The sequence below is a fragment of the Thermodesulfobacteriota bacterium genome, assembly GCA_040755095.1.
Taxonomy (GTDB): Bacteria; Desulfobacterota; Desulfobulbia; order Desulfobulbales; family JBFMBH01; genus JBFMBH01.
Map to the genome: position 1 here is coordinate 1 of JBFMBH010000059.1, position 23,526 is coordinate 23,526.

The following is a 23,526-nucleotide window of genomic DNA, read 5'->3' on the forward strand; positions in this document are numbered from 1 at the left end:
ATGCATCAGGGTGATCCGGCCCCTTCTTGTTGAAGGCTCAGCTTTGAACCGTCTGCTGGATCCCTGGGAACAGGTGGTCTCATCGGTCAGGAACGGCGCCCGCAGGGCCCAGGTGAGCGAAGGAGTGGTCATGTCCGTGTCCCCCATACGATGGCTGGCGCTCTTGGCGGCAACGGTGCTGCTGGTGCCGGCCTGGCCAGCCCTGGCCAGGGATGCCGAGCCAGCAGCCGAGGATCTCAAGCCCACCGAGGCCATTGTCACCCTGGCGGGGATCGAGCGGCGGCTGGCCAAGGAGACCCTGGAGCCCGAGGAGCTGGATCGGCTCTTCCAGCAGGTCCGCCTGCTGGAGACCCAGGGCGCCGCGTGTGTGGCGAGCGCCCAGGCTGAGCTGGAGCGGCTGGCGGAGACCCTCACCGTGCTGGGAGAGGCCCAGAAGGGTGAGTCCCGGGAGCTGGCGGGCCAGCGCCGGAGCCTGACGGCCCGCAAAGCCCAGTTGGACAAGCAGCAGGCGGAATGCCGGCTGGTGGCCATCCATGCCGAGGAGCTCGGCCGGCAGACGGCGGAGTCCCGGCGCCGGCTTCTGGCTCAGCGCCTGGGCTTGCGCGGACCGGGCCTGGCCAGCCAGGTGCAAAGCGCCTTGGCCGCCGGCGAGGAGCTGCTGGCGGTCTTGCCCTGGGCCGAGGCCTCACCCTGGGCCTGGCTGTGGAAGACGGCCGGCGGGCTGCTCTTGGGCCTGGGTCTGGCGCTGGGAGGGACCGGGGTCGGCCTGCCGCTGCGGTATCGGCTCCGCGGGCCCCTGACGAGTGCTGTCGAGAGGGTGACCGTCGGGGTGGTGTGCAATCTGGTTGTCGCCTCCTGGCACGCCCTGCCCCGGCTCCTGGCAGTGGGCGGTCTGGCGCTGGGTCTCGCGCTGAAGACTGCCGGGCCCCTGGGGTCGGTGCTGGTCCGCTCGGCCCTGATCCTGGTGGCCGGCCTGGCCCTGGTCAGGGTCCTCTTCTCCTTCAGCCCTCCCTGGCAACAGCTCATGCCGGTGGAGGAGCGGGTGGGGCGGCAGCTACGGCGCCGGGCCAGGCTGGTGGTGGCCATGGCGGTGCCGGTGCAGGCCCTGGCAGGGCTTGCTGCCCTGGAGGCGGGACCGCTGCTGCAACTGGCCGCTACCCTGGTGGGCATGCTGCTGGCGGCGAGCCTGGCCGCACTGGTGTGGACCAGCGTGCAGGTGGGCGGTCGCCTCTGGCGTCTGGGGGGACGATGGCTGGCCGGGATTCTCTTGCTCTTCGTGTTGTTCGCCGAAGGGGCCGGCTACCACAACCTGACCAGCCATGTGCTCCGGGCGGCTCTGGGCAGTCTGCTCCTGGCCGCCGGCCTGTGGATCGGCCTGCGGCTGCTGGAGGAGCTGGGTGCCGGCCCGGAGCAGGCAGGCGTGGCCTGGCAGCGCCGGCTGGCCGACCTGGTGGGGGCGGAGCCCGGTCCAATGGTCTCCGCCCTGGGCTGGCTGCGTCTGGTGGGCCAGGGGCTCTTGTGGCTGGTCCTGGCGCTGGGGCTCCTGCGGGCGTGGGGGTTGTCCGAGGCCTATTACGCGACGGTGGTGGGCTTTTTGGCCGACGGCTTCACGGTGGGCGGGGTGCAGCTGGTGCCGGCCCGTCTTGCTGTGGGGCTGGCCCTCTTCCTGCTGGTCTGGCTCAGCAGCCGCTGGCTCCGGCACAACCTCGAGCACCGCTGGCTGGCGCCGGCCCAGTTCGGTCCGGGTGTCCGGGAGCTGGTGGTCACCATGACCGGCTACCTGGGCTTTGTGCTGGCCTGTCTCCTGGGCCTGTCGGCAGCCGGGGTGGATCTCAGCCAGCTGGCCATCATCCTGGGCGCCCTGTCGGTGGGCATCGGCTTCGGCCTGCAGAATATCGTCAACAACCTGGTCTCCGGCCTTATCCTCCTCTTCGAGCGGCCCATCAAGCGGGGCGACTGGATCGTGGTCGGGGGCACCGAGGGGCTGGTGAAGAAGATCAGCGTCCGTTCCACCGTCATCCAGACCTTCGACCGGGCCGAGGTCATCGTCCCCAATTCGGAGCTCATCGCCAATCAGGTGACCAACTGGACCCTGGAGGATGCGGTGGGCCGGATCTGTCTGCCGGTGGGCGTGGCCTATGGCAGCGATACCGCCCTGGTGCAGCGCCTTCTCCTGGAAGTGGGGGCGGGTCACCCCGAGGTGCTGACCAGCCCAGCCGCCACGCCGCCCCAGGTCCTGTTCATGAGCTTCGGGGACAACGCGCTCAACTTCGAGCTGCGCTGCTTCGTCCGCCACGTTGGCCAGCGGCCGGCGGTGGTCAGCGACCTCAACTTTGCCGTCGACCAGGCCTTCCGGGAGCACGGCATCGAGATTCCCTTCCCGCAGCGGGACCTGCACATCCGGGACTGGCGGGGCCCCGGGCCCACCTGAGGCCAGCAGCCGGGCGCCGGCGCCGGGGCACAAAAGCACCGAAGGCCGCCCAACCCTGGGCGGCCTTCGGTGCTTCGAGGAACGTGGCCAAGGGCCTACTTGCGGCGGCGCACCGCCACCAGCCCGGCGAGACCGCTGCCCAGGAGCAGCAGGCTGGCCGGCACCGGCACCGCCTGGTGGGAAAGCTGGTACATGTAGACGTCGTCACAGCCCGGATCACCGCTGGCATAGCTCCACATCTGCAGCGTGTACTGATCGGTGGCAGGCAGGGTGATGACCAGCCGCGGATCCGAATACGGGCCCTCGAAGCCAGGGATCTCGGGAATGTCATCGTCGGCCCCGCCGATCCAGGTCAGCTGGTCGGTGTCCGTGCCGACGCCCTGGTAAAGCTCGAAGGCGGGGTCCAGGGCATTCTCCAGGCGGTGGCCGGTGAGGGCGATGGTGTCGCCGGCGTTGCCGGAGAAGTACCAGAAATCATCGTTGGGCGACCCGGTTTCACTCGGCTCGCTCACCCAACCGAAGACGGTGCCGTTGTAGATCAGCTCGCCTTCGTAGGTGATGGGCACTGCCTCGCTCCGGGCCGCCCCCAGCAGCCCGGCCATGGCCGCCACACAAACCGCCGCCCCCACCTTCTTCATCGTCCGTCTCGTCATGATGTTCCCTCCCTTTTCCGCATTGTTCCCTTACCCAGCCTGTCCCGTGCCGAGCTGGGTGGTCCGGATCTGGTCGGCTCCAGGCTATCCTTCCATGCCTTGAGGTTCCACTTCATGCAAGAAGGACACCAGGCCTCTCGGTGGAGCGCCGCTGGCGGCAAGGCGGTCAGTATCAAGCGATTTCGGGCCGTTGGTGGCTTGGAGCAGGAAGCGGGACGGGCAAGCCTTCCGGGAAAACCGTAGGGATTTCCGGAAGGCTTCCGGTCTTCCGGACGATGCCTCCGGCCGCAGGGCACACCCAAGCGGGTGGCAACGCCGGAACGTGCGCAAGGCCATAGGTCGAATAGGTCCCATAAGACCTATGAGGCCGAGGCCGGGGAGTCAACCGTGGGCGGGACTGAGTTGCCGTCTGCGGCTCACACCCAATGGCTGAAACGCCGGAAGTTCGCCCTGGTGGCCTCCCATAAGTCCCATAAGTCCTATAGGTCCTATGGGTTCCATGGGTCCAGGAGAGCCATGGGAGTTGTGGGAATCATGGTGCGAGAACGGTTGTGCGGGAGGGGGACGACACCGGCGGCTCGGGGGGCGAGTCTGGAGGGGGCCAGAAGCACAGAAAGGCCGCCCCAGGGGGCGGCCTTTCGTATCACGGGAGGTGATCCGGAGCTACTTGCGGCGGCGCACTGCCACCAGACCGGTCAGGCCGCTGCCCAGGAGCAGCAGGCTGGCGGGCACCGGCACCGGGTGGGCGCCCTCCAGGGAAAGCTGGTAGAAGTACTGGCCGTCGCAGCCAGGATCGCCGCTGGCAAAGCTCCACATCTGCACCGTGTACTGGCCACCGGAAGCCAGGGTCATGGTCAGCCGGGGGTCAGCAAAGGGGCCCTCGAGGCCGGGCAGCTCGGGCCAGTTGTCATCGGCGCCGCCGATCATGGTCAGCTGGTTGGTGTCCGTGCCGACGCCCTGGTACAGGTAGAGGGCGAGATCCAGGCTGTTCTCCAGGCGCTGGCCGGTGAGGGTGATGGTGTCGCCGGCGCTGGCGGAAAAGTGCCAGAAGTCGTCGTTGGGCGACCCGGTTCCACTCGGCTCGCTCACGTAGCCGTATACGGTGCTGCCCGAGGTGATGCCCCCCTCGTAGGTGATCGGCGCCGCCTCACTCGGGGCAACCCCAAGAAGCCCTGCCATGGCCACCACACAAACCGCCGCCCCCACCTTCTTCATTGTCTGCTTCTTCATGACATCGCTCCTTCGTTCCTTTGCTTGTGCCCAGCATGGGGATGCCGAAAGCTGGGTCGCCGGGACTTGGTCGGCCTCCAAGTCTGTCCTCATGGCCGGGGATAGTTAGCACGAGGTGTGCCAGGTTGGCCAGGCAAGCCCAAGAAAAGATGGCGCATGGGCGGCTGCGCACAGCCGACGATGGAGAAGTCGCGGCGGCTGTCGCCGACAACATGTTGATCTTGATGGAGAAAATAGATAGCCCTTGCCGGGTTGCCGGGGTGGCACTTCCAGGAAAGAAAGACAGCGGTCGACCCTTGGCGCCGGGCGCCCGGACAGCGGCGAGGCTGTCGGGCGGCCACCGTCTGATCCGGAGGGTCGACGGGGGTTGGTGGCCTTTCCGGAAATACAGACAGCTTTTCCGGAAAGCTTCCGGTTTTCCGGAGGGCTGGGCTTCTTAGAACAGGCTGGCGGGCATGAAGAGGCGGTTGTGGAGGTTCTGGGCGTAACGGTCGGTCATGCCGGCGATGAAGTCGCAGACGCAGCGGCGGTGGCTGGCCTCCGGGTCGTCATCCCCGGTGCCGTCGGCATCCTCTTCGAAAAGCCGGGTTCGCTCCCGGCAGAAGGCGTCCTGGTTTTCCAGGAAGTACTCGAAGAGGTCGTAGAGGAGGCGGCTCGCCTTCTCGAACTCGTTGTGGACCCGGGGCGCCCGGTAGACGTTGTCGTAGAGGAAGGCCCGCAGGGCCAGCATGGTCTCGTACATCGCCGGGCTGATCCCCAGCTCCAGGCGGGGGCCGGAGGTGACGGTCTGGGCGAGCACGTCCCGGATCATGGCGCTGATCCGGTGGGCATGGGTGGTGCCCAGCATGGCCGAGCACTCGGCGGGCACATCGTCATTCCGGATGACGCCGCTGCGGATGGCATCGTCCAGGTCGTGGCTGAGATAGGCGATGACATCGGCCAGCCGCACCAGCCGGCCCTCGTTGGTGACCGCCCAGGCGGCCAAATTTTGGGGGATGATCTCGCCAAAGCCCTTGGAGTGCTTGAGGATGCCATCCCGGACCTCGAAGGTCAGGTTGAGGCCGTAGCCGCCGTTCTCGAGGTGATCCACCACCCGGAGGCTCTGGCGGCAGTGGGAGAAGCCGCCGGGCATGAGGTCATTCAATACCGTCTCGCCGGCGTGGCCGAAGGGGGGGTGCCCCAGGTCGTGGCCCAGGGCGATGGCCTCGGTGAGATCCTCGTTGAGGCGCAAGGCCCGGGCCAGGGTGCGGGCGATCTCCGAGACCTCCAGGGTGTGGGTAAGCCGGGTCCGGTAGTGGTCGCCGGTGGGGGAGAGGAAGACCTGGGTCTTGTGCTTGAGCCGGCGGAAGGCCTTGCAGTAGACGATGCGGTCCCGGTCCCGCTGGAAGGCGGTGCGGATCGGGCAGGGCTGGCTGGGCCGGCGGCGGCCCCGGCTTTCCGTAGCCAGGAAGGCGTGCGGGCCCAGAAACAGCCGCTCCCGGGCCTCGATCTCTTCCCGGATCGAAGGGCCGGCGTCTGGAGCGTGGGAAGCAGGGGCGGCAGCGGCGGGCATGGTCAGCTCCCCGGGGCCCGATCCGGGCACTCCGGATCCCTGGTGGCCATCTCCCCCCGGAGGCTCGCCGCCATCTCCTGGTGCAGATGGCCGAGGATCGCTTCCGCCTGGTGGTGCAGGGTCACGAGCTGCTCCCGCAGATGGAGGATCACCTCGACGCCGGCCAGGTTCACCCCCAGGTCCCGGGACAGGACCAGGACCGTGCGGATCCGTTCCAGGTCCGCGTCGGAGAACCGCCGCCGGCCTCGCTCCTGGACCGGGCAGACCAGGCCTTCGCCCACCAGGCGCAGAATGGTCCGGCGGCTGACCCCGAAGATCTCGGCCACCTGCCGGCTGCTGTAAAGGCCTGCATCGTCGCTCATGGGCTCCTACCAGGGCAGGTCGTGGCGGGGGTTGTCCGGCTCAACCCGGGCCAGTTCCTCCAGCAGCTGGCGGCCTCGCTCGCTGAGCCGCTTGGGCGGCACGATGCGGATCACGGCCAGAAGATCCCCCCGCCCTCCCCCTTTCAGATGATAGGCGCCTTTGCCGGCCAGGCGCAGCTTCTGGCCCGAGGCGATCCCGGCCGGGATGGTCAGGCTGGTGCGGCCGTCCAGGGTGGGGATGACCACCTTGGTGCCCAGGGCTGCCTCGGTGAGCCCCACCGGCACCTCCAGAAGGATGTCGTCCTCCTGGCGACTGAAGAAGGGATGGGGGGCGACCTGGACGACGATGAAGAGGTCGCCGGCCGGCCCGCCCAGGCGGCCGGGGCTGCCCTTGCCGGCCAGGCGGATGCGGGATTCGTCCCGGACCCCGCCGGGAATCGTGATGGCGAGCCGCTCCCGGCTTTCGGTCGCCCCCCTCCCCCAGCAGCGGGGGCAGGGCTCGGTGATGAGGGAGCCTCGACCTTGGCACTGGGGACAGGGCTGGGAGAAGCGCAACGGCCCCTGGGCCAGGTTGACGGTGCCCGTGCCGCCACAGCCCGGACAGGGCTGGGCGGCCCGGCCGGGCATAAGACCGCTGCCGTGGCAGTCCGGGCAGGGGCTGTCCCTGGTCAGCTCCACCTGGGTGGCACCGCCCAGGGCCGCGGTGACGAAGCTCACCTCCAGGCGGTATTCCAGGTCCTGGCCAACCGCCGGTCCGGTTGCCGGCCGCCAGCCGGCGCCCATGCGGCCGAAAAGGTCGCCGAACAGCTCCCCGAAATCCTCTCCCACCCCGAAGCCGCTGCCCGCAAACATCTCCTCGGTGTATGGTGTGCCGGAGCGGCGGCCAGGGCGCCGGTCCGGGCCGGCAGCACCGGCCTCGAAGCCCGGCTCGAAGGCGGCGTGGCCGAACTGGTCGTAACGCGCCCGCTTGTCCTTGTTCCCCAGGATGTCGTAAGCGGCCTGGATCTCTTTGAACCGCTCCTCGGCCGTGCGGTCGCTGGGGTTGACGTCGGGATGATATTTCCGCGCCAGCTTGCGGTAGGCCTTCTTGACCTCCGCCGCCGAGGCGGTGCGGTCGACGCCCAGAACCTGGTAATAATCGCGTTGGCGCGTCATCGTCTAACTCGGATCTGCCGGCCGCTGCCGCTTCCAGAAGGCCAGCAGGCCGTCCGCGCCAAAGGCGATCTCGACCAGCTCCCAGCCCTGCCAGCCCCGCTCGTTAAGAAGGCCAGTCAGCCGCTCCAGCTGCTCGTGGGGCACCTGTTCCAGCTGGCACTGGCCCTCCTCGTTGCAGAAGAAAAGAAGCTCGCGCAGGGTTTCTGCCGGATAACGGGTAATCTCGTACTCGAACCGCGGCATAGCGCACGGTCAAACGCGCACTGGTAATGCGGGAGGTAGGGGCAGCCACAGGGGGCTGCCCGCCGACCTTGACAGGGCAGCCAGAGGGGGCTGCCCCTACGGCTGCGGTGCCATCTTGACGGCGACGGCGCAACACGACTTGCTGTCGAGAGCCATCCAGGGCGCGGGCGCTTCGCGGCCCAGGACGATGCTTACCCCCGGGTCCGGTGCTTGTCAAGGGGCGCCAGGCGCTGCCGGCCGGGCTAGCGGACCCGGAACTGCACCTCGCGGCTGTCTTGACGATCGCCGGCCTGGACCAACATTTTCACCCGGTAGGTGCCTTGCGGTGTCTTCTTGGGCAGGTGGACGGGCACGGTGGAGGTGTAGGTGCCGTCGCCCCGGTCCACCGTGACCGTGGGTCGGCCCACCTGCTCGCCATCCCGGTCGATCTCCCGGATCTCGGTGACCGGCGTCTCGGTCCCGTAGGCCGGATTGAGCACCGCGTACGTCATCCGCAGGTTGACCGTTTCCCCGGGATGGGCGCTGGCTGGCTCGGCGGCCACCTCTTCGATGGCCAGAATCGGACCCTGGCTGGGCTGGTAGTCGTAAGCCCGGGCGGTCTGGAGGCGATTCTTCTTCTGGTCGTACCCGTAATGACCGACAGCGCCGCCCAGAAGCGCCCCGGCCAGGCCGCCGATGATGGCGCCCCTGGTGTCGCCGATGAGCGCCCCGGTGACGGCGCCGGCCGCGGCACCCACCCCGGCGCCGGTGGCCGCCCCCTTGTGCTCCCGCATGGTGGCACAGCCGGCAAAAGAGGCGCAAAACACGACAAGAATGGCGGCAGAGATGCATTTCGTGGCCATGGTAAACCTCCTGAGGTGATCGGGTTGGCAGACAGCTTCCCCTGGCCTATCGTGCGCCGCGGCCGGAAGTCAAGGGAAAAGGGCTGGTCTTGACGCCGTCGGAGCCCGTTGGCTATCGTCTGGGCGTGGTCGTGTTGCTGCAGGCCCGAGACCAGGGCCGATGGATGGGCACAGGAGGATGAGAGGGATGAAGGCTTCTCGTGGTCGGCTGTGGCAGTGGTGGCTCCTGGTCGGGCTGGGCCTCCTGGCCGGCTGCGCGGTGAACCCGGTGACCGGCCAGCCCGAGGTCATGCTCATGGGCGAAGGGCAGGAGATCCGGGCCGGCCAGGAGAGCTACCCCATCTACACCCAGATGGGGAACGGCCTGGTCCAGGACCGGCAGCTCCAGGATTACGTCCAGCAGGTAGGCAGCCGCCTGGCCGCGGTTTCCCATCGTCCCAACCTGGCTTACGAATTCAACGTCGTCAACACCTCGGAGATGAACGCCTATGCCCTGCCCGGGGGCAAGATCTCCATCACCCGCGGCCTCATCTCCCGCATGGAGAACGAGGCGGAGCTGGCGGCGGTGCTCGGCCACGAGATCGGTCACGTCACTGCCCGCCACAGCGCCCAGGGTTATACCCGAGAGGTGTTCGTCGGCCTCCTGGCCAACGCCGGCTCGGCGGCCCTGCAGACGGCCGGCGTTCGAGGAGGCGACATCCTGGTGCAGGGGGGGCTCGTGGCCTCCAAGCTGGTGCTCCTGTCCTATGACCGGGACCAGGAGCGCCAGTCGGACGAGCTGGGCATGGACTATATGGCCCGGGCCGGCTACAACCCGGAGGGAGGCGTCACCTCCATGGAGATCCTGCTCGCCGGCAGCAGGCAGGAGCCGTCCAAGATGGAGGCCTTCCTTTCCAGTCACCCCCTGACCAGCGAGCGGGTGGAGACCGCTCGCCGGCAGCTGCGGCACTTCCCGGCGGTGCTGCGCAGCGCCGACCGGCTGCAGGCCGGCCCTTTCCAGGCGGCCACCAGCCATCTGCGGGCCGTGGCCCCTGCCTACAGCCGCATGGACGAAGGTGTGTTTTTTTTGTCCCAGGGCAAGCCCGGCGACGCCCTGGCCGCCCTGGAGGTGGCCACCCGCATCGCCCCCGGCGAGGCGATCATCTGGGTGCAGCGGGCCCTGGCCGAGGCCCGCCTCAAGAGAACCGCCGAGGCCTTCGACTCGGCCGCCACCGCCGTCCGGCTCTACCCGGATCTGTTCCACGCCCGCTACGCTGCCGGGGTGCTGGCCTTTGACCTCGACCGCTTCCGGGACAGCCTGGAGCACCTGGTGGCGGCGGACCGCCTGGTGCCGGGCCAGCCCCAGGTGGCCTTCTTCATGGGCCGCTGTCACGAGGAGCAGGGGCAGCGGGAGCGGGCTGCCCGCCTCTACCGCACGGTCCTTGCCCAGGTGCGCCAGGGGCCGGTGGCCGAGTACTGCTACCGCCGCCTGGTGAGCTGGGGCTATCTTCAGCCCCGGCGCTAGGACCCGGGCTGCCCCTCACAGCAGCTGGGCGGCTACCGAGGCCAGCTCGCTACGTTCGCTGCGGCTGAGGGTGATGTGGCCGAAGAGGGGTTGGCCCTTCATCCGTTCGACCGTGTAGGACAGGCCGTTGGAGCTGGCGTCCAGGTAGGGGCTGTCGATCTGGTAGGGGTCGCCGGTCAGGATTACCTTGGTGCCCTCGCCGGCCCGGCTGATGATGGTCTTCACCTCCAGCGGGGTGAGGTTCTGGGCCTCGTCGATGATCATGTACTGGTTGGGCAGGGAGCGGCCGCGGATGTAGGTGAGGGCCTCGATCTCGATGGTCTTGCCGCCCCGGGCCTGGAGGAGGCCCTCCACCCGGCCTTCCGTGTCCTCGCCATTGGCCGAGGCCAGGAAGCGCAGGTTGTCGAAGATGGGCTGCATCCAGTGGCGCATCTTCTCGTCCTTGTCGCCCGGCAGAAAGCCGATGTCCCGGCCGAAGGGGATGATGGGCCGGGAGACCAGGAGCTTGGCGAAGACCTTCTCCTCCACCACCTTGGTGACGCCGCAGGCCAGGGCCAGGAGGGTCTTGCCGGTGCCGGCCTGGCCCATCAGGGTGACGAGCTTGATCTCGTCGCAGAGCAGAAGCTCGATGGCAAAGGTCTGCTCCAGGTTGCGGGCCTTGATGCCCCACGGTCGCACCCGGTGGTGAAAAAGGGGCACCAGCTGGCCGGTTGCGGCCAGGTATTTGCTCATGCCGGTGTGCTTGGGGTTGGCCTCGTTCTCCAGGAGGACGAATTCGTTGGGCAGAAGCTCCCAGTCCCCCGGCACGTCCAGTGCACCTTCGCTGTAGAAGCGGTCCACCAGGCTGCCGGCCACCGGCAGCCGCCGCCAGCCCGAGTAGATCTCATCGAAGTTGATCTTCTGCTTCTCGAAATCCGCTACCGCCAGGCCAGCGGCATCAGCCTTGATGCGGGCGTTGATGTCCTTGGAGACGAAGATCACCTGCCGGTCCTGGTGCTTCTGGAGAAAGAAGGCGGCCCGGATGATGCGGTTGTCCATGATCTCCGGGTTGATGCCCGGGACCCGCTCGCCGGTGGTGTCCTGGACCAGCACCCGCAGGGAGCCGCCGGAGGCCAGGGGCACCCCCTCCCCCAGCCGGCCTTCGTTGCGGAGCCGGTCCAGGGTGCGGGTCACCTGCCGGGCGTTGCGGCCCTTCTCATCGGCGTTGCGCTTGAAGCGATCCAGCTCCTCGATCACCTCGATGGGCAGGATGACATCGTTGTCGGCAAAGGCGGTCAGGCATTCCGGGCTGTGGAGCAGGACGTTGGTGTCGAGGACAAAGAGCTTTTTCACGGGGGCGGGGCCTCCTGGAGCTGGAAGGATGGCGCGTGACTGGAGCTGTGGCAGTCGAGTCCTGGCTCAGGGTAGCAGGCCTGTCCAGGAACCGTCAATGAAAACCACAGGTTGCCTGGCCATGCCCACCACGGTGGCATCGGGGTCGGTATCGAATCGGTTTGAAGAAGCTGGAGCGGATCCACTCGCCCGCCGGGCCTTCTTTTTTCAGGAGTGGCAGGCCTATACTGGATGCGACAGGCCGGCCGCCGGCAGGCGCTCGGTGCTGCCCCGCCCTCCCCAAGCGTCCGGAGGCCAGGCTATGCGTTTTGACCGGCAGATCATTCTCTTTGTTGTTGGCTCGGTGCTGGCCGTGACCCCGGTGCTCCTCTGGGTGGCCCTTCTGAGCGCCCGGCCAGGGCACGGGCCGGGCACGTTCCTGCCTTTTGGCACCCTGGAGGAGAGGATCGCCTCCAGTCTCCTGGTGCTGCTGCTCCTCGGGGTGGCGGCAGGCAGCCTCTGGCTGGACCGGCGGCGGAGGCGGCAGCCGCCGGAGCCGGCGGATTTTGTGGCCGGCGAGCTGCCGCGTCTGGCGCTGGCCCAGCGCCGGCTGCTTCTGGAGACCGGGCCACCCCGCCGGCCGGACGACGGGATTCTGTCCGCTTTCCTGGGCGGCGTCTTTCCCCGCAACCTCCGGGTCCTGGGAGCGGTGACGGCGCTCATGACCCTGGTCATGGTGGGTGCCGTGGCAGCCCTGATGGCCGCCGTGGCCGGGGATCGGCTGGAAAAGGCCTGGGACCTGCTCTGGTGTCAGCCGCAGCTGGTGCAGGGGCAGGTGCTGGAGGTGGAGGCCCGCCGCTCCCGCGACGGTGCCACGGTCACCACCGCCTACCAGTTCACGGACCCGGTCTCGGGCCGCACCTTTCAGGAGGTATCGTTCAGCAGCACCCCCCTGGCGGTCCAGGGCCAGGATGTGACCATCGAGGTCCTGCCCGGCAATCCGGCGGTCAGCCGCATCCAGGGCGGCCGGGTTCTGCCCATGCCGCCGGCCATACCCGGGCTGCTCCTGGTGGTGATGCTTCTCCTGTTGGGGGGGGTGCCTCTGATCTACCGGCAGCGGCGGCGGGAGCTGGCCCGCCTGGTGGAGCGGGGGGTGGTGCGGGAAGGGCGGCTGACCGCGGTGACCCTGGGCGGCAAAGGCCAGGTGCGGGCCCGGGCCGCCATCCCGGGCCCGGGCGGCGAGCACCTGCACAAGCTCCTTCTGCCGGTCTCATCCCGGATCGGGCCGGTTCTCCTTTACCGCCGCGCCAACGGCCTGCCCGTCCAGCTTCTCGCCCTGCCGGACGGCACCGGCCGTGCCTACCTGGTGGAGCCCCATCTGCGCTGACGGCCGGTCTTCGCTCTTCAGTCCTCCCGTGGTCCCACCGAGGAGAGATCCGGCATCACGAACCCGAGCTCGGTCACCGCCGGGGAGGGGGGGCCAATGGTGAAGTCGTCGCGGCTGGGGTCGGCGAAGCCGGGATCGGCGATGATGGAGTGGGCATCGAAGCCGAGGCTCCTCCACTGGAGCCACTCCGGCCCCAGGTCGGGCGACTGGGCGGCGAAGAAGAGGTTGTAGTCGGACAGGCCAATGGCGTCAGGCGTGTCGATGGCAAAGAGCTGGCTGTCCCCGGCCTGGTAGACGATATTGCGCTCGAAGCGGTCCAGGGTGGCACCACCCAGCCAGAGCTGGTAGGTCTGGCCGTCCACCAGGATGTTGTTGGTCACCAGGTTGTCCCGGTTGCCGGACACGGCGTTGTTGAGCATGATGCCGCCCCAGGCGGTACGGTAGACCAGGTTGTCTTGCACCAGCAGCTGGGCCGCGGTGCCGTCCAGGTAGATGCCCCAGATGAAGGTGCCGGGGAGATCGGCATCCGGCGGATGCTCCCGGGTGGCGACGATGTCGTGGATGACGTTCCGGCGGATGATGGTGCCCGGCTGGGCGCCATTGGTGTAAATGCCGGCGCCGTCGTTCAGGGCGCGCACCACGTCGAAGATCTCGTTGGACTCGATGATGTTGCCGCCGGCCCGGGATCCCCAGGCCGGCGGCGACCACCAGCCGGCGGCGATGCCGGAATAGGCGCCGTGGGCAATGCGGTTGTGGGCGATCCGGTTGCCCGGCCCCATGAAGAGGGTGATACCCGCGCCTTCCCGGAACACCTGGCCAAAGGAGAGGATGACGTTGTCCTCCAGGCGATTGTCCTGGGCCAGGCTGGCCACCAGCTGATAGTTGTAGTCTGCGGACCAGGGCGAGCCGACGACGATGCCGGCGGCGCCGGCATCGGTGATCTGGCAGCCGCGGACGGCAACCCGTTGGCCATAGATGCGGATGGCATCGGCGCCGGTATGGGCGATCCGGCAGCGCTCCAGGGTGACGCCGGCGCCGGCTATGGCCACCGCGGCGGGGTTGTCCTGCAGGGCGTAGTTGGCCTGGGAGCCCGGGTTGCCCAGGGGACCCAGGGTCCAGTCGGTGTGGGCCAGCTCCAGGCCGGAGAGGAGCAGGTCATGGATGAAAGCCGGATGGCCGGTGAGGGGCTCGCCGCCGGCCGGCGCGAAGTCGAGGCCCTGACCGAACGGCCCGTCGACGAAGGTCGACTGGACGTGCCAGGTGCCGGGGGCCGGCTCCGGGGCGCTGTCGCTCAGGTGGCCGTCCAGGGACAGCTCCAGGATCGGGGCCGGGCCGGAGCAGGTGTTCTCCTCGAAGAGGGACTGGACCTCGGTGGCGGCGAGCACCCGATCGAAAAGCCGCAGCTCGTCCATGGACCCGTTGAAGGTCATGGAGCCGGCATAGCGGCCGATCTCCAGGGGCAGACTGGTGGCGATGCTGCCGAATTCCGGCGGCAGGCTCACCTCCTGGACGAAGACCCCGTCCCGGTAGGCGGTGATGGTGTTGGCTCCCCGGTCGACGGTCCAGACGAAGTGGCCCCACTGGTCGCGGGCCAGGCTGCCTGCCGACACCCCTGGCAGGGGCCCCCGGCCGTCGTTGACAAAAAGATCTACGGACGGGACAGGATCCTCTCCCTCGCTCCAGCTGGCGACACCCCAGCCGGTCTCGAAATAGGCGTTGCCCTTGGAGAGCGGCCAGCCCGGATTGGCGCTGCCGGCAGGAAACAACAGCCAGACCGAGACCGAGAAATCCTGCTCCTCGAAGCCGAACCGGGGATCGTCATACACCCCGTAGTAGCCACGGACCAGGGCCTCCATGGCCGCCACGTCCCCCAGCTGCAGGAGCTGACCCAGCTGCGGGGCGATGAAGCTGCTGCCGGTGATGGGCCGGTCCGGCAAGGGGTAGTAGTAGAGGTCGCCGCTCGTCTGATCCAAGTACCATTCGCCCGGGGTGTCGAGGCCCTCCAGGAAGTTCTCCACGTAGTAACGATCCCTGCCATCATAGTCGAAGCCGAACAGGAAGCCGTCGCCGATGGTGCGAGAAACCTGGGCCAGCTGGCCGGCCTCGTCCACCTGGGCCAGGCGGAAGCGCGGCTGGAGCCAGCGGGCCAGGGAGACAATCTCGATGTCCTGGAGCCGCTGCCAGCTGGCGGACAGATCCCCAGGCCGGAACCGGAAGCGGTCGTAGCAGGCGTCCGGCCAGATGGGCGGCTCCTGGTAGAGGCAGTCCTCGCGGCGGATGATGCGGTAATAGGGGAAGGGGTCGCCGGCATCCGGCTCCCGGGCCCGCACCGCCCGCTCGCCGTCCACGAACAGGGATCTGAAGCGCAACGGCCCGACATGGGTGACCCAGATCTGCCGGGAGACGGGCCGCCACGGGCCGACGATGGGCACGCCGCCGCTCAGGACCGGCCTTTCCCCGGGATAGGCGCAATAGGCAATGGGCGCCGCTGGTGTCCCGGAATCCTGGGCTTCGAGGCGCAGGGGCTCGGCCAAGCAATACGTTCCCGCCCGCAGGTACACCGTGACCGGCTCGGTGAGCGGACCGCCTTCCCGGCGGGTCCGGAGGCGGTCCCGGGCACCGGCCAGGGAGGCCAACGGCTGGGCATAGGTGCCCGGGGCGCTGTCGCGGCCATAAGGCGCGACATAGATCCGTTGGCCCGGGCCGCAATCGCTGTCCCGCCCGCAGCGGTCCAGCCCCAAGCCCTCGACCTGGACGCAGGTGGCGTTGGCGCCCTCGCCCCGGCACACGCCGTGGAACCGGGGAGAGGGGTCCACGACGATCACCTTCCGGCCGGCGGCCGACCAGTTGCCAGCCGCGTCCCGCTCCTGGACCAGGAGGGTGTGCGCGCCGGCCAGGAGGGCGGCGGCCGGCAAGAGCTGCCGCTGGCGGGTCGGGCCGCTCCAGGGCTCGTTGTCCAGCCGAAAGCGGTAGACGCCGATGCCGCCGCCCTGGCTCTGCCAGCGCCAGGTGGGGGTGGGGTCTCGGGACAGCGGCTCCGCGGTGACCGCCGGCCGCCGCGGCGGGGTCAGGTCGACCTCCACCGCCTTCCACCCGGCGGCCGACCAGCGGCCCGCTGCATCCCGCTCCTGGACCGCCAGGGTAAACGTGCCGGCCGGTAAGGCCGCAGCCGGCGTGAAGCCGGTGGCGCTGGTCTCAATCCAGGGGCCGATCCCGGCATAGCGGTAGCGGTAGACGCCGGTGCCGCCGCCGCTGGCCCAGGTCCAGGTGGGCGTCCGGTCATTGGTGGGAGAAGGAGAGGTCACGGCGGGCGGCGCTGGCAGAGGGGCCGTACGGCCCAGGCAGTCGTCTGCCGCCACCGTCGCCCAGGCCAAGAGCGCCACGAGAAGAAGGAAAGGCGTCATGATCGCAGCTCCGGCAGGGATTCGCTCCCTTCAGGATGCGGCCGCGGGTGGCGGCGAGTCAATAGTGCCTTGGCGCAGGCTGGTGGCCACAGGGCGGTTGCCGTGCCCCGCCGACCTCGCCCCCGCCGCCTGAGCCCACCGTGGCCAGCGGCGGTCGAAACCAACCGGGCGCGATGCCAGGGAGGGAAGCCATGGTCAGGATCGATCCCGTTTTCGGCCAGGAGACGCCCCTTCTTTTCGCCCACCGCGGCGGCGCCCGGGAGGTGGCGGAAAGCACCCGAAGGGGGTTCCGGCATGCGGTCCGGGTGGGCGCCGACGTGCTGGAGCTGGATATCCATGTGCTGGACCGGGACCGCACCGGGCGGCAGCGCGAATTCGTGGTCTGGCATGGTCCGGGGCTCAGCAATGTCCGGCTCGGCTGCTTCCGGGACGCCCGAGAAAGCTATCCGCGGGCACGCACCCGGAGCGAGAATGCCATCGGCCACTGGACCTGGCAGGATCTCCAGGGTCAGGCCTGGGTGGCGGATCCGGAGGCTTGGCTGGAGGCCAACGGGGACGACAAGCCCATGGCTGCCCTGGATCTCACCGGGGTCAGGCGGGAGGAGGATCGCCTGCTCATGACCCTCCAGGAGCTCCTGGAGGAATTTCCGGAGCACCACGCCAACATCGAGCTGAAGGGCCGCTTCACCCCGGCCGATATTGAGCAGCTTGTGGCGCTCTTGGATCGCCTTCGCAGCCCGCGTCGCGTCACGCTGGTCACCAGCGCCAGGCGGGCAAGCCTGGTCGCCTTCCGCCGCCAAAGTGGCGAGCGCTACCCGACCGGCTTCTCGTTGCCGGGGGTGCTTGCCGCCTGGCTCGGGCACCTGCTGCCGGCGGACATGGAGAACCGCCAGGCCTTGCAGACGACCTGTCATCGTCGTTTCACGCCCGAGCGTCTCATCCAGGCCGTTCAGAGACGCCAAGGCGCGGTGCACGTCTTCTTGACCGCCTTCACCTGGATGGCGCCGGCCATCGATGCGGTGGCCGGCAGGCCCACCCGGGAGGAGTTGTTCCCGATCCTGGATCGCGGGGTGGATGGGGTGATGACCGACCGGCCGGAGCGGGTGCGGGGCCTGATCGAGGCTTGGCGGCAGCAGCGCCGCCACGGAGCACCCGCCGCGGCTGGGTTGGGCCGGCGGGTCTGATGCGACGGATCGGCCGGATGGGTCGGATCGGTCCGAGCAGCCCGCCGGGGATCTGCCCGATGCGGGGAGCGCCGGCCGGCCCGTGCCCTGCCCAAAAAGAAGAGCCGCCAAGTCCCCACGCCAGGGACTTGGCGGCTCGCGGTTTTTCGGGGGTGTTCGCCGTGGCTACTGGATCCTGGTGCCCCGCACGTTTTCGGCCGGCCAGGTGGAGATGCCGTCGGTATACGTCCAGGTGCCTTCGAAGGAGTCGGCGTCCAGGGTGGCGATGGTGAAGATGTAGGTGAAGCGGCCGTCGTTGTAGGCGATGAGGTAGCCGTCGCCGGTGCCGTGGGACAGGAAGAGGGGCTTGGTGGCGCTGGTCGTGTTGTAGGCGCCCATGGCTCCCTGCAGGCGGCCGTTCCGGTCCAGGACCAGGAGGTGGTCCGGATGCACGTACTCGTCGCCGCTCCAGTCGTAGGTCAGCTCCCATTCGCCGGTGAAGGTGTGCACGGTGAGGTTCATGAACCGGACCAGGGAGTCGGCGGCGTCGAAGGCGACGACGCTGTCCTCCACGAAGCTGCCCAGATACAGTGTGCCGCCCAGGGCCTGCAGGCTGACCGTGCCCAGATCCACCGAGTCGATGCCGGCGGGGCTGGCGGCGTAGAACAGGGTGTTCCAGTTCGCGGCCAGGCCGCTGCGGCTGGCAAAGGGCCGCAGCTGGCCGGTACCGGTGACGGCGTAGGTGGTGCCGTTGGACAGCGGCACATGGCCGAGAAGGATGTAGAGGGCCCCGGTCTTGGCAGTAACCGTGTCGATGATTAAGGGGTAGGCCTGCTCGGCGGTGTGGCTCTCCACCGTGTAGATCTGGTCGGCGTTGGTGCCGGTGCCGCTCAAGGCCACGGTGCGGGCGGTGGTCTCACTGCCCAGGGTCACGGACAGGGTGCCGGTGTAGACCTGGGGTGCCGTGGGCGCGAAGGTCACGGTACCGGACAGGGTGCCATTGGCCGGCACCGAGCTGCCATTGTCGATGCCGGTGAGGGCGAAGGGGGGCGGCACGCTCAGCTGGCTCACCGTCACCGCCGACGAGGTGGTGTTGACGATGGACAGAGTCTGGGTGCTGGTGCTGCCGGTGGCCACCGAGCCGAAGGCCATGGCAGAGGGTGCCATCTGGACGCTGGTGTCCAGGCCGCGGCCGCTGAAGGCGATCTCCACCGGCGCCAGCCCGGAGTCGAAGACCAGGCGCATCACCGCCACGTGGCTGGCGGCCGTGCTGGGCGAGAACCTGGCCACCGTGGCCAGGGACGAGCCCTTGGCCAGGACGGTGCCAGCGGCGACGCCGGCCACGGCAAAGGGGGCGGTGGCGGGCATATCCACGGCCAGGATCTGGACGTTGCGGTCCCCGGTGTTGCTGATGGTGAAGTTCAGGGAGCGGATCTCGCCGACATTGGTGTCGGCAAAGGCCAGGGTGGATGGATTGAACTGCAGGCTGGGGGTGGCCACCCCGGTGCCGGCAAGCGAAAGGGTGATATCCGGCAGGCCATTGTCGAACAGCAGGAAGACGTCCACCGAGCTGGCCTGGGGCTGGGTGGGACTGAAGGTGGCCACCGCGTTGATGGAGGTGCCCTTGGCGATGACGGTGCCGCTGCCGAAGCCGGTGATGGCAAAGGGGGTGCCAGAGGGGAAGTCCATGGCGGTGATCCGCACATCCACGTCCCCGGAGTTGGTGAGCAGGACGTTCTGGGACCGGGTCTGGCCTACCAGGACGTTGCCGAAGGTCAGGTTAAGGGCGGACAAGCCGATGGCAGCGTTGGCGCTGCCCGTGCCTCGGAAGGTGACCTCGGCGGGCTGCACCCCGGAATCGAACAGCACCGAAAGGTTGGCGGTGGAGGTGGTGGCAGCCTGGGGTGAGAAGGTGACCACGGTGATGATGGCGGAGCCCTTGGGGATCACGGTGCCCGCCGCCAGGCCCGAGATGGCAAAGGGCGTGGTGGGCAGCAGGTCGACCGCGGTGACGCGCACGTCGACGTTGCCGTCGTTGGTGAAGGTGAGGTTCATGGAGCGGGTCTGGCCGACGATGGTCTCGCCGCTGGCATCGAAATCCAATGCACTGGGGGTGACCTTGATGTTGGCCTGGGGCGGCGGATCATCGGCCAGGGCCAGGCCCTGCAGGAAGACCGCCGGCGACGAGGCATCCGACTGGATGGCGAACTGGCTGATGAAGGTGCCTTCGGCCTGGGGTGAGAAGGCGACGGAGAGGGTGTATTCACCGGAGGGCACCAGGGCCAGGGTCTCCGTGCTGCCCGGGCCGGTGTCGCAGGCGGCGTAGTCCGGCTGGCCGCCGGTCCGGCACTCGCACTGCGCCAGCTGGCCGGGCAGGGAGTTGATGCCGAAGGCCGGGTCGCTGGTGAAGGGCAGGTCGTCGGCGCCGGTGAGGCAGTCGATGAAGACCGTGGCGTCACCGGTGTTCCGGACCTTGACCGGCTGGAAGGAGGTCTGGCCGGCCACCAGCTGGCCGTAGTTCAGGAGCGGTGGGATGAGGGCGGTGTCGTCGGTGTTGAGCAGCACCAGCTGCGGCTGCCCCAGCGAGAAGCGTTGGCCGAAGATGTCCGAGAAGGCGTTTTCCGTATCCCGGGCATCCTTCCAGACCGTGAGGAACTGGTGGTTGGCCAGGTTGAAGGCGGTGGCCGGGTTGTACTGGTTGGCCTCGGCGATGGAGATGGGGTAGTTATCGCCCCGGAGGCTTCCTTCCGAGTCGACGAACTGGCCGTAAATGTCCAGGTTCTCCCGGGAGACGCGGGAGTTGCGGCCGTCCTGCCAGGTGACGAAGAAGCGCTGGTTGGTGAGATCGTAGGAGACGCTGGGACGGGTCTGGCGGGAGTCGGCCACGGTGGGATCCTGGGCGCCGTCGTCGTCGGTATCCGAGTAGCTGATGATGAAGTTCGCGTTGTAGAGGCCGCCGCCGCTGTGCAGCAGCTGGCCATAGACCTTGGTGGCCGAGCCAGCGCGGGTGTCCTCGAAGGTGGTGAGGAACTTGCGGTGCACCGGGTCGAAAGCGACCGACGGGTAGTAGTTGGGGGCCGAGGAGTTGTCCAGGCGCTGGGTCGGGACGGAACCTACCGGGATGATCTTGTCGAACAGGCTGTAGACATGGACCAGGCCGTCGTCGGTGGCCGCCGTCAGAAGGCTGTCAGCGGTGGGCTCGCCGAAATCGCAGGCCTCGTTCTTGTTGACGTCGGTGCAGGTACAGGTCAAGGTGGCGGTCTGCCGGATGCCTTCCCAGGCCATCAGGGTTTCGGGCGAAGTGGTGTCTGAGGCCACCGTCATGTTGGTGAGATTGGTGAAGTACTCGTAGACATACGTCTCCCGTAGCGGCGTCACGGTGGAGGAGAGCCGGCGGTTGGTGCTGGTGCCCAGGTTGCGGATGACGTCGGCGTACACGCCGTACCAGTAGTCGATGGCGATGGCTGTCCCGGCCAGCGGGGGGGCATCGAAGGTGAGGCTGACGGCGCCGGTGGTGTAGTTGACGGTCCCGACGCCGCCCGCACCGGTCATGGCACCGGCACCGTCATCCTGGAGGAAGACGAGCTGCTGGTAGTCGATGACAAGAGGGGTGCCGTTGGCCGGGATGACGTCAAAGGCAACCAGAATGCGGCCGGTATCGTAGTTGACCGATCCCAAGCCGGCGCTGAGGCTGCCGGCGCCGTTGTCGGTGGCGGTGATCGTGCCGGTGTAGGACGCCTGGACGGCGGTGGCCAGGGCCGGCGCCACCGTGAAGGTGACGTCCACGGCGCCGGTGGTGTAGTTGACCACGCCGGTGCCATTGCCGGCCAGCACACCACTGCCGTTATCCGTCACCACATCGGCCCCGGCCTGGATCCGCACCGTGCCGGGCAGCACCGGGGCATTGGCCAGGAAGGTCGTAAACCTTCTCTCCACGCCATCGCCGGTGCCTGCCGCCTCGGTGAACGGGAGCTGGGTCTGGAGCACCACGGTACCGGGCTGGATGGGCGGGTGCAGCACCGGCTGATCGAAGTACACGGTGGCGCCGTCGGCGGTGTCCAGGATCTCCGCGGCGTAAGGAATGAGGGTCAAGGCGCTGACATACAGGGGGGTCACCGGCCGGTTGACCAGGGTGCCGGAGAACACGGTGGCAATGCCATTGGCGGGGCCGAGGTCGGCGGAGATGAGAGGGATATAGCCCAGGTGGCCGGGCAGCTCAGCCAGGGTGGCCCCGTCCAGGGATACGTACCCCGGCAGGGCTGGGTCCCCGAACACCCACATAGCAAAATGGGGATTATTCGGATTGAAGCAGATCTCGGAGACTTGCTGCAACGAGGTGCGGGATTCGGTCCAGTTGAGCCAGAACCGGTCCCGGACCGGATCGAAGGCGACCTTGGGCAGCTTCCGCGACCGGAGGGTGTCCCCGGTCGGGGCGGTCAGATAGCTGGGGTCGATGTAGGTCGCGGTCTGGACAAAGGACACCTCCTGCTCCTGGGCCGGCTCCAGCACCAGGCCGGAGCAGTCGGCGGCCAGGGCGCTGACATTGAGGCCCCGGTAGTAGATGAAGCCGCCGTCGCCGTCGCCCCGGGTGTCCTGCCAGACCACCAGCACGGTATCGTCACTGTCGTCGGGGGTATCCCGGTAGGCTGCCTGGGGCACGGTCTGGTTGCCGGCCGCGTTGCTGATGACAAAGGGGCTGCCACAGGCGGTGCCGTTCAGATTGACAAAGCCGCCGTAGAGGTCGGCGCCGGTGGTCTGCCAGTTCCGCCAGTCCTCCCAGATCACCAGCCACAGATCGTGATCCGGCAGGGCGACGATGTGGGGGTTCTGCTGGTCGGCCTGCTCGCCGCTGCCCGAGATGGCAAAAGGCACGCCCTCCAGAGCGGCGCGGGCCACCGGGGCCATGGCCAGCCCCGTGATCAGGGCCAAGAAGAAGGCGGCGAGCAGGGTGGCGGCGAGCGGAGCCCGGCGGAGGCGGGCCTGGTCAACGGGGCGCAGCATGGAGGGCATCCTCCCGTAGCACGGGTTGATGGTAAGGCGCCCGGCTGGCACCGGGCAGCGAAGCCCGGTGTCGGGCCGGAGTGGGACCGCTCCTTCGTCAGTTCCGATTTGGCGGGCTCCGGCGGCACCGGGGCGGCCCGGGCCCACAGACGCTGGCAGCCGGAGCCCGGTGGCCGGGCCCGGCTGCTTGGTTGGGGGCGATCCGTGGCCCGGCCTGGCACCCCCTTGCCCCGTCCGGGGTGGGAATTACAGGTCGACCCGGGTGGCGAAGTCGTGGACCAGGGAGGCCACGGATTCCCGGAGCGCGGTGCCAAAGAGGGTTTGATCGTCGCTGGCCGCAAACATCGTCTCCGGCGCCACCTTGACCTCCGCCCGGTTGGTCCACAGCACATCGCCGGTGGTGCTGTCCTGGACCCAGACCCTGAGCTCCACCACCGCCTGGGGCGCCACCCCGCCCTTGGAGGCCAGGTAGGCGGCGCCAGCCCCCACCGCCCCCCAGGCCAGGGTGTTGAGCGAGTCGTAGTCGGAAAAGCCGCCCACTTCCGAGGTGGAGGTGGTGGTGACCGGCGCCAGGGGCGGGCCGCTGGTGGTGGTGGTGGTGATCAGGTCCGGGGGCGAGAAGGGGGTCGTGGCCTCGTGGCCGAGCACACCGCCCAGGATGGCCCCTGTCGCGGTCTGGCCGATGGTGTCGTACGAGTCGCTGCGGGCAATCCCGTACATGAGCCGGTTGGTGGCGCCGAAGAAGACCGGCAGGAAGCCCCGTTTGAAGGGATCCCAGGTGGGCTCGGTGCCCCGGTCGTACTGGATGATCCGGCCGCGCAGGACATAACGGGCGTTGAAGGCCTGGCCCAGCCTGGCCAGCTCCTTGGCGTGCAGGCCGTGGGTGCCCGGCTGGGCCAGGGGGTTGCCGGCGGGATCGCTCCCGGCCTGGGTCCGTTGTCGCTCCTGGGCGATGAGCCCGGAGATCTCGGCCTTCATGGCCTCCGACCAGTCGCCGGCCAGCTCCTCCTCCAGGCTCCGGGTGGAGGCGCCACTCTGCTTGCGGTCGTACGCCACCAACTGGATGATCTTCTGGTCGACCAGATACTGGAAGACATCCTCCTGGACCGGCATCCGGAAGCCCCGGGCCACCAGGGCATCGGTGAAGGCCTCCATGATGGCGACATCCCGGCGGAAGGCCGGGCCCAGCACATCCCCCTGGGAATAGTCGGCAAAGGGCAGGAGGACGATCCGGCCCGGCGACGAGCGGGCGGTCCCCGGTGCCGGGGGCGGCACCTTGAGGCTTTGC

Annotated in this window: 15 protein-coding genes; 4 read left to right on the forward strand and 11 right to left on the reverse strand. The window is 68.6% G+C overall.

All coding sequences use genetic code 11. The features are described from left to right. Positions 1–130 precede the first annotated feature (130 nt). Positions 131–2,431 carry a mechanosensitive ion channel domain-containing protein gene (locus tag AB1634_10220; GenBank protein ID MEW6219894.1) on the forward strand — a complete coding sequence of 767 codons (2,301 nt, stop codon included), beginning with the start codon at positions 131–133 and terminating at the stop codon, positions 2,429–2,431. Positions 2,432–2,526: 95 nt separating this feature from the next. On the opposite strand, the gene AB1634_10225 is transcribed toward AB1634_10220, so the two are convergent. The 7 genes from AB1634_10225 to AB1634_10255 all read right to left on the reverse strand — a co-directional run bounded on the left by AB1634_10225 (position 2,527) and on the right by AB1634_10255 (position 8,468). Further along, positions 2,527–3,084, reverse strand: coding sequence for a VPLPA-CTERM sorting domain-containing protein (locus AB1634_10225; protein ID MEW6219895.1), 558 nt, complete (start codon positions 3,082–3,084; stop codon positions 2,527–2,529). 663 nt (positions 3,085–3,747) lie between these two features. Next, complete coding sequence (locus AB1634_10230) at positions 3,748–4,314, reverse strand: VPLPA-CTERM sorting domain-containing protein (GenBank protein MEW6219896.1); 567 nt, start codon at positions 4,312–4,314, stop codon at positions 3,748–3,750. A gap of 436 nt (positions 4,315–4,750) precedes the next feature. Then, positions 4,751–5,866 carry a deoxyguanosinetriphosphate triphosphohydrolase gene (locus AB1634_10235; protein ID MEW6219897.1) on the reverse strand — a complete coding sequence of 372 codons (1,116 nt, stop codon included), beginning with the start codon at positions 5,864–5,866 and terminating at the stop codon, positions 4,751–4,753. Between the two features lie 2 nt (positions 5,867–5,868). Beyond that, positions 5,869–6,228: a MerR family transcriptional regulator gene (locus tag AB1634_10240; protein ID MEW6219898.1), complete on the reverse strand. Its 360-nt coding sequence runs from the start codon at positions 6,226–6,228 to the stop codon at positions 5,869–5,871. 6 nt (positions 6,229–6,234) lie between these two features. Further along, on the reverse strand, positions 6,235–7,383 hold the full coding sequence (dnaJ, locus tag AB1634_10245; GenBank protein MEW6219899.1) for a molecular chaperone DnaJ: 1,149 nt from the start codon (positions 7,381–7,383) through the stop codon (positions 6,235–6,237). Between the two features lie 3 nt (positions 7,384–7,386). Next, entirely contained in the window at positions 7,387–7,626 is a 240-nt protein-coding gene (locus tag AB1634_10250; protein MEW6219900.1) for a hypothetical protein, read from the reverse strand. 242 nt (positions 7,627–7,868) lie between these two features. Beyond that, positions 7,869–8,468: a YMGG-like glycine zipper-containing protein gene (locus AB1634_10255; protein MEW6219901.1), complete on the reverse strand. Its 600-nt coding sequence runs from the start codon at positions 8,466–8,468 to the stop codon at positions 7,869–7,871. A gap of 187 nt (positions 8,469–8,655) precedes the next feature. On the opposite strand from AB1634_10255, the gene AB1634_10260 reads away from it, so the two are divergent. Further along, the gene (locus AB1634_10260) at positions 8,656–9,972 is read left to right on the forward strand and encodes a M48 family metalloprotease (protein MEW6219902.1); all 1,317 of its coding nucleotides are present in this window, start codon (positions 8,656–8,658) and stop codon (positions 9,970–9,972) included. Between the two features lie 15 nt (positions 9,973–9,987). Here AB1634_10260 and AB1634_10265 read toward each other — a convergent pair whose 3' ends face one another. After that, positions 9,988–11,304 (reverse strand): PhoH family protein, encoded by a 1,317-nt coding sequence (locus AB1634_10265; GenBank protein MEW6219903.1) that lies wholly within the window; start codon positions 11,302–11,304, stop codon positions 9,988–9,990. Between the two features lie 301 nt (positions 11,305–11,605). On the opposite strand from AB1634_10265, the gene AB1634_10270 reads away from it, so the two are divergent. Further along, complete coding sequence (locus tag AB1634_10270) at positions 11,606–12,670, forward strand: DUF3592 domain-containing protein (protein ID MEW6219904.1); 1,065 nt, start codon at positions 11,606–11,608, stop codon at positions 12,668–12,670. Between the two features lie 17 nt (positions 12,671–12,687). Here the strand turns inward: AB1634_10270 and AB1634_10275 are convergent, their stop codons facing one another. After that, positions 12,688–16,074: a LamG-like jellyroll fold domain-containing protein gene (locus AB1634_10275; GenBank protein MEW6219905.1), complete on the reverse strand. Its 3,387-nt coding sequence runs from the start codon at positions 16,072–16,074 to the stop codon at positions 12,688–12,690. Positions 16,075–16,265: 191 nt separating this feature from the next. Here AB1634_10275 and AB1634_10280 point away from each other — a divergent pair, with 191 nt between their 5' ends. Next, the gene (locus tag AB1634_10280) at positions 16,266–17,258 is read left to right on the forward strand and encodes a glycerophosphodiester phosphodiesterase family protein (GenBank protein MEW6219906.1); all 993 of its coding nucleotides are present in this window, start codon (positions 16,266–16,268) and stop codon (positions 17,256–17,258) included. 165 nt (positions 17,259–17,423) lie between these two features. Here the strand turns inward: AB1634_10280 and AB1634_10285 are convergent, their stop codons facing one another. Both AB1634_10285 and AB1634_10290 read right to left on the reverse strand, forming a co-directional pair. Next, positions 17,424–22,238: a choice-of-anchor D domain-containing protein gene (locus AB1634_10285; protein ID MEW6219907.1), complete on the reverse strand. Its 4,815-nt coding sequence runs from the start codon at positions 22,236–22,238 to the stop codon at positions 17,424–17,426. 246 nt (positions 22,239–22,484) lie between these two features. Continuing rightward, on the reverse strand, positions 22,485–23,526 hold a 1,042-nt coding region (locus AB1634_10290), incomplete at its 5' end, for a hypothetical protein (protein ID MEW6219908.1).

Bases quoted from the DNA above. Each gene is read 5' to 3' on its own strand.
- AB1634_10220 (MEW6219894.1), top strand. From the start codon at position 131: ATGTCCGTGTCCCCCATACGATGGCTGGCGCTCTTGGCGGCAACGGTG.
- AB1634_10225 (MEW6219895.1), bottom strand. From the start codon at position 3,084: ATGACGAGACGGACGATGAAGAAGGTGGGGGCGGCGGTTTGTGTGGCG.
- AB1634_10230 (MEW6219896.1), bottom strand. From the start codon at position 4,314: ATGAAGAAGCAGACAATGAAGAAGGTGGGGGCGGCGGTTTGTGTGGTG.
- AB1634_10235 (MEW6219897.1), bottom strand. From the start codon at position 5,866: ATGCCCGCCGCTGCCGCCCCTGCTTCCCACGCTCCAGACGCCGGCCCT.
- AB1634_10240 (MEW6219898.1), bottom strand. From the start codon at position 6,228: ATGAGCGACGATGCAGGCCTTTACAGCAGCCGGCAGGTGGCCGAGATC.
- dnaJ (MEW6219899.1), bottom strand. From the start codon at position 7,383: ATGACGCGCCAACGCGATTATTACCAGGTTCTGGGCGTCGACCGCACC.
- AB1634_10250 (MEW6219900.1), bottom strand. From the start codon at position 7,626: ATGCCGCGGTTCGAGTACGAGATTACCCGTTATCCGGCAGAAACCCTG.
- AB1634_10255 (MEW6219901.1), bottom strand. From the start codon at position 8,468: ATGGCCACGAAATGCATCTCTGCCGCCATTCTTGTCGTGTTTTGCGCC.
- AB1634_10260 (MEW6219902.1), top strand. From the start codon at position 8,656: ATGAAGGCTTCTCGTGGTCGGCTGTGGCAGTGGTGGCTCCTGGTCGGG.
- AB1634_10270 (MEW6219904.1), top strand. From the start codon at position 11,606: ATGCGTTTTGACCGGCAGATCATTCTCTTTGTTGTTGGCTCGGTGCTG.
- AB1634_10275 (MEW6219905.1), bottom strand. From the start codon at position 16,074: ATGACGCCTTTCCTTCTTCTCGTGGCGCTCTTGGCCTGGGCGACGGTG.
- AB1634_10280 (MEW6219906.1), top strand. From the start codon at position 16,266: ATGGTCAGGATCGATCCCGTTTTCGGCCAGGAGACGCCCCTTCTTTTC.
- AB1634_10285 (MEW6219907.1), bottom strand. From the start codon at position 22,238: ATGCTGCGCCCCGTTGACCAGGCCCGCCTCCGCCGGGCTCCGCTCGCC.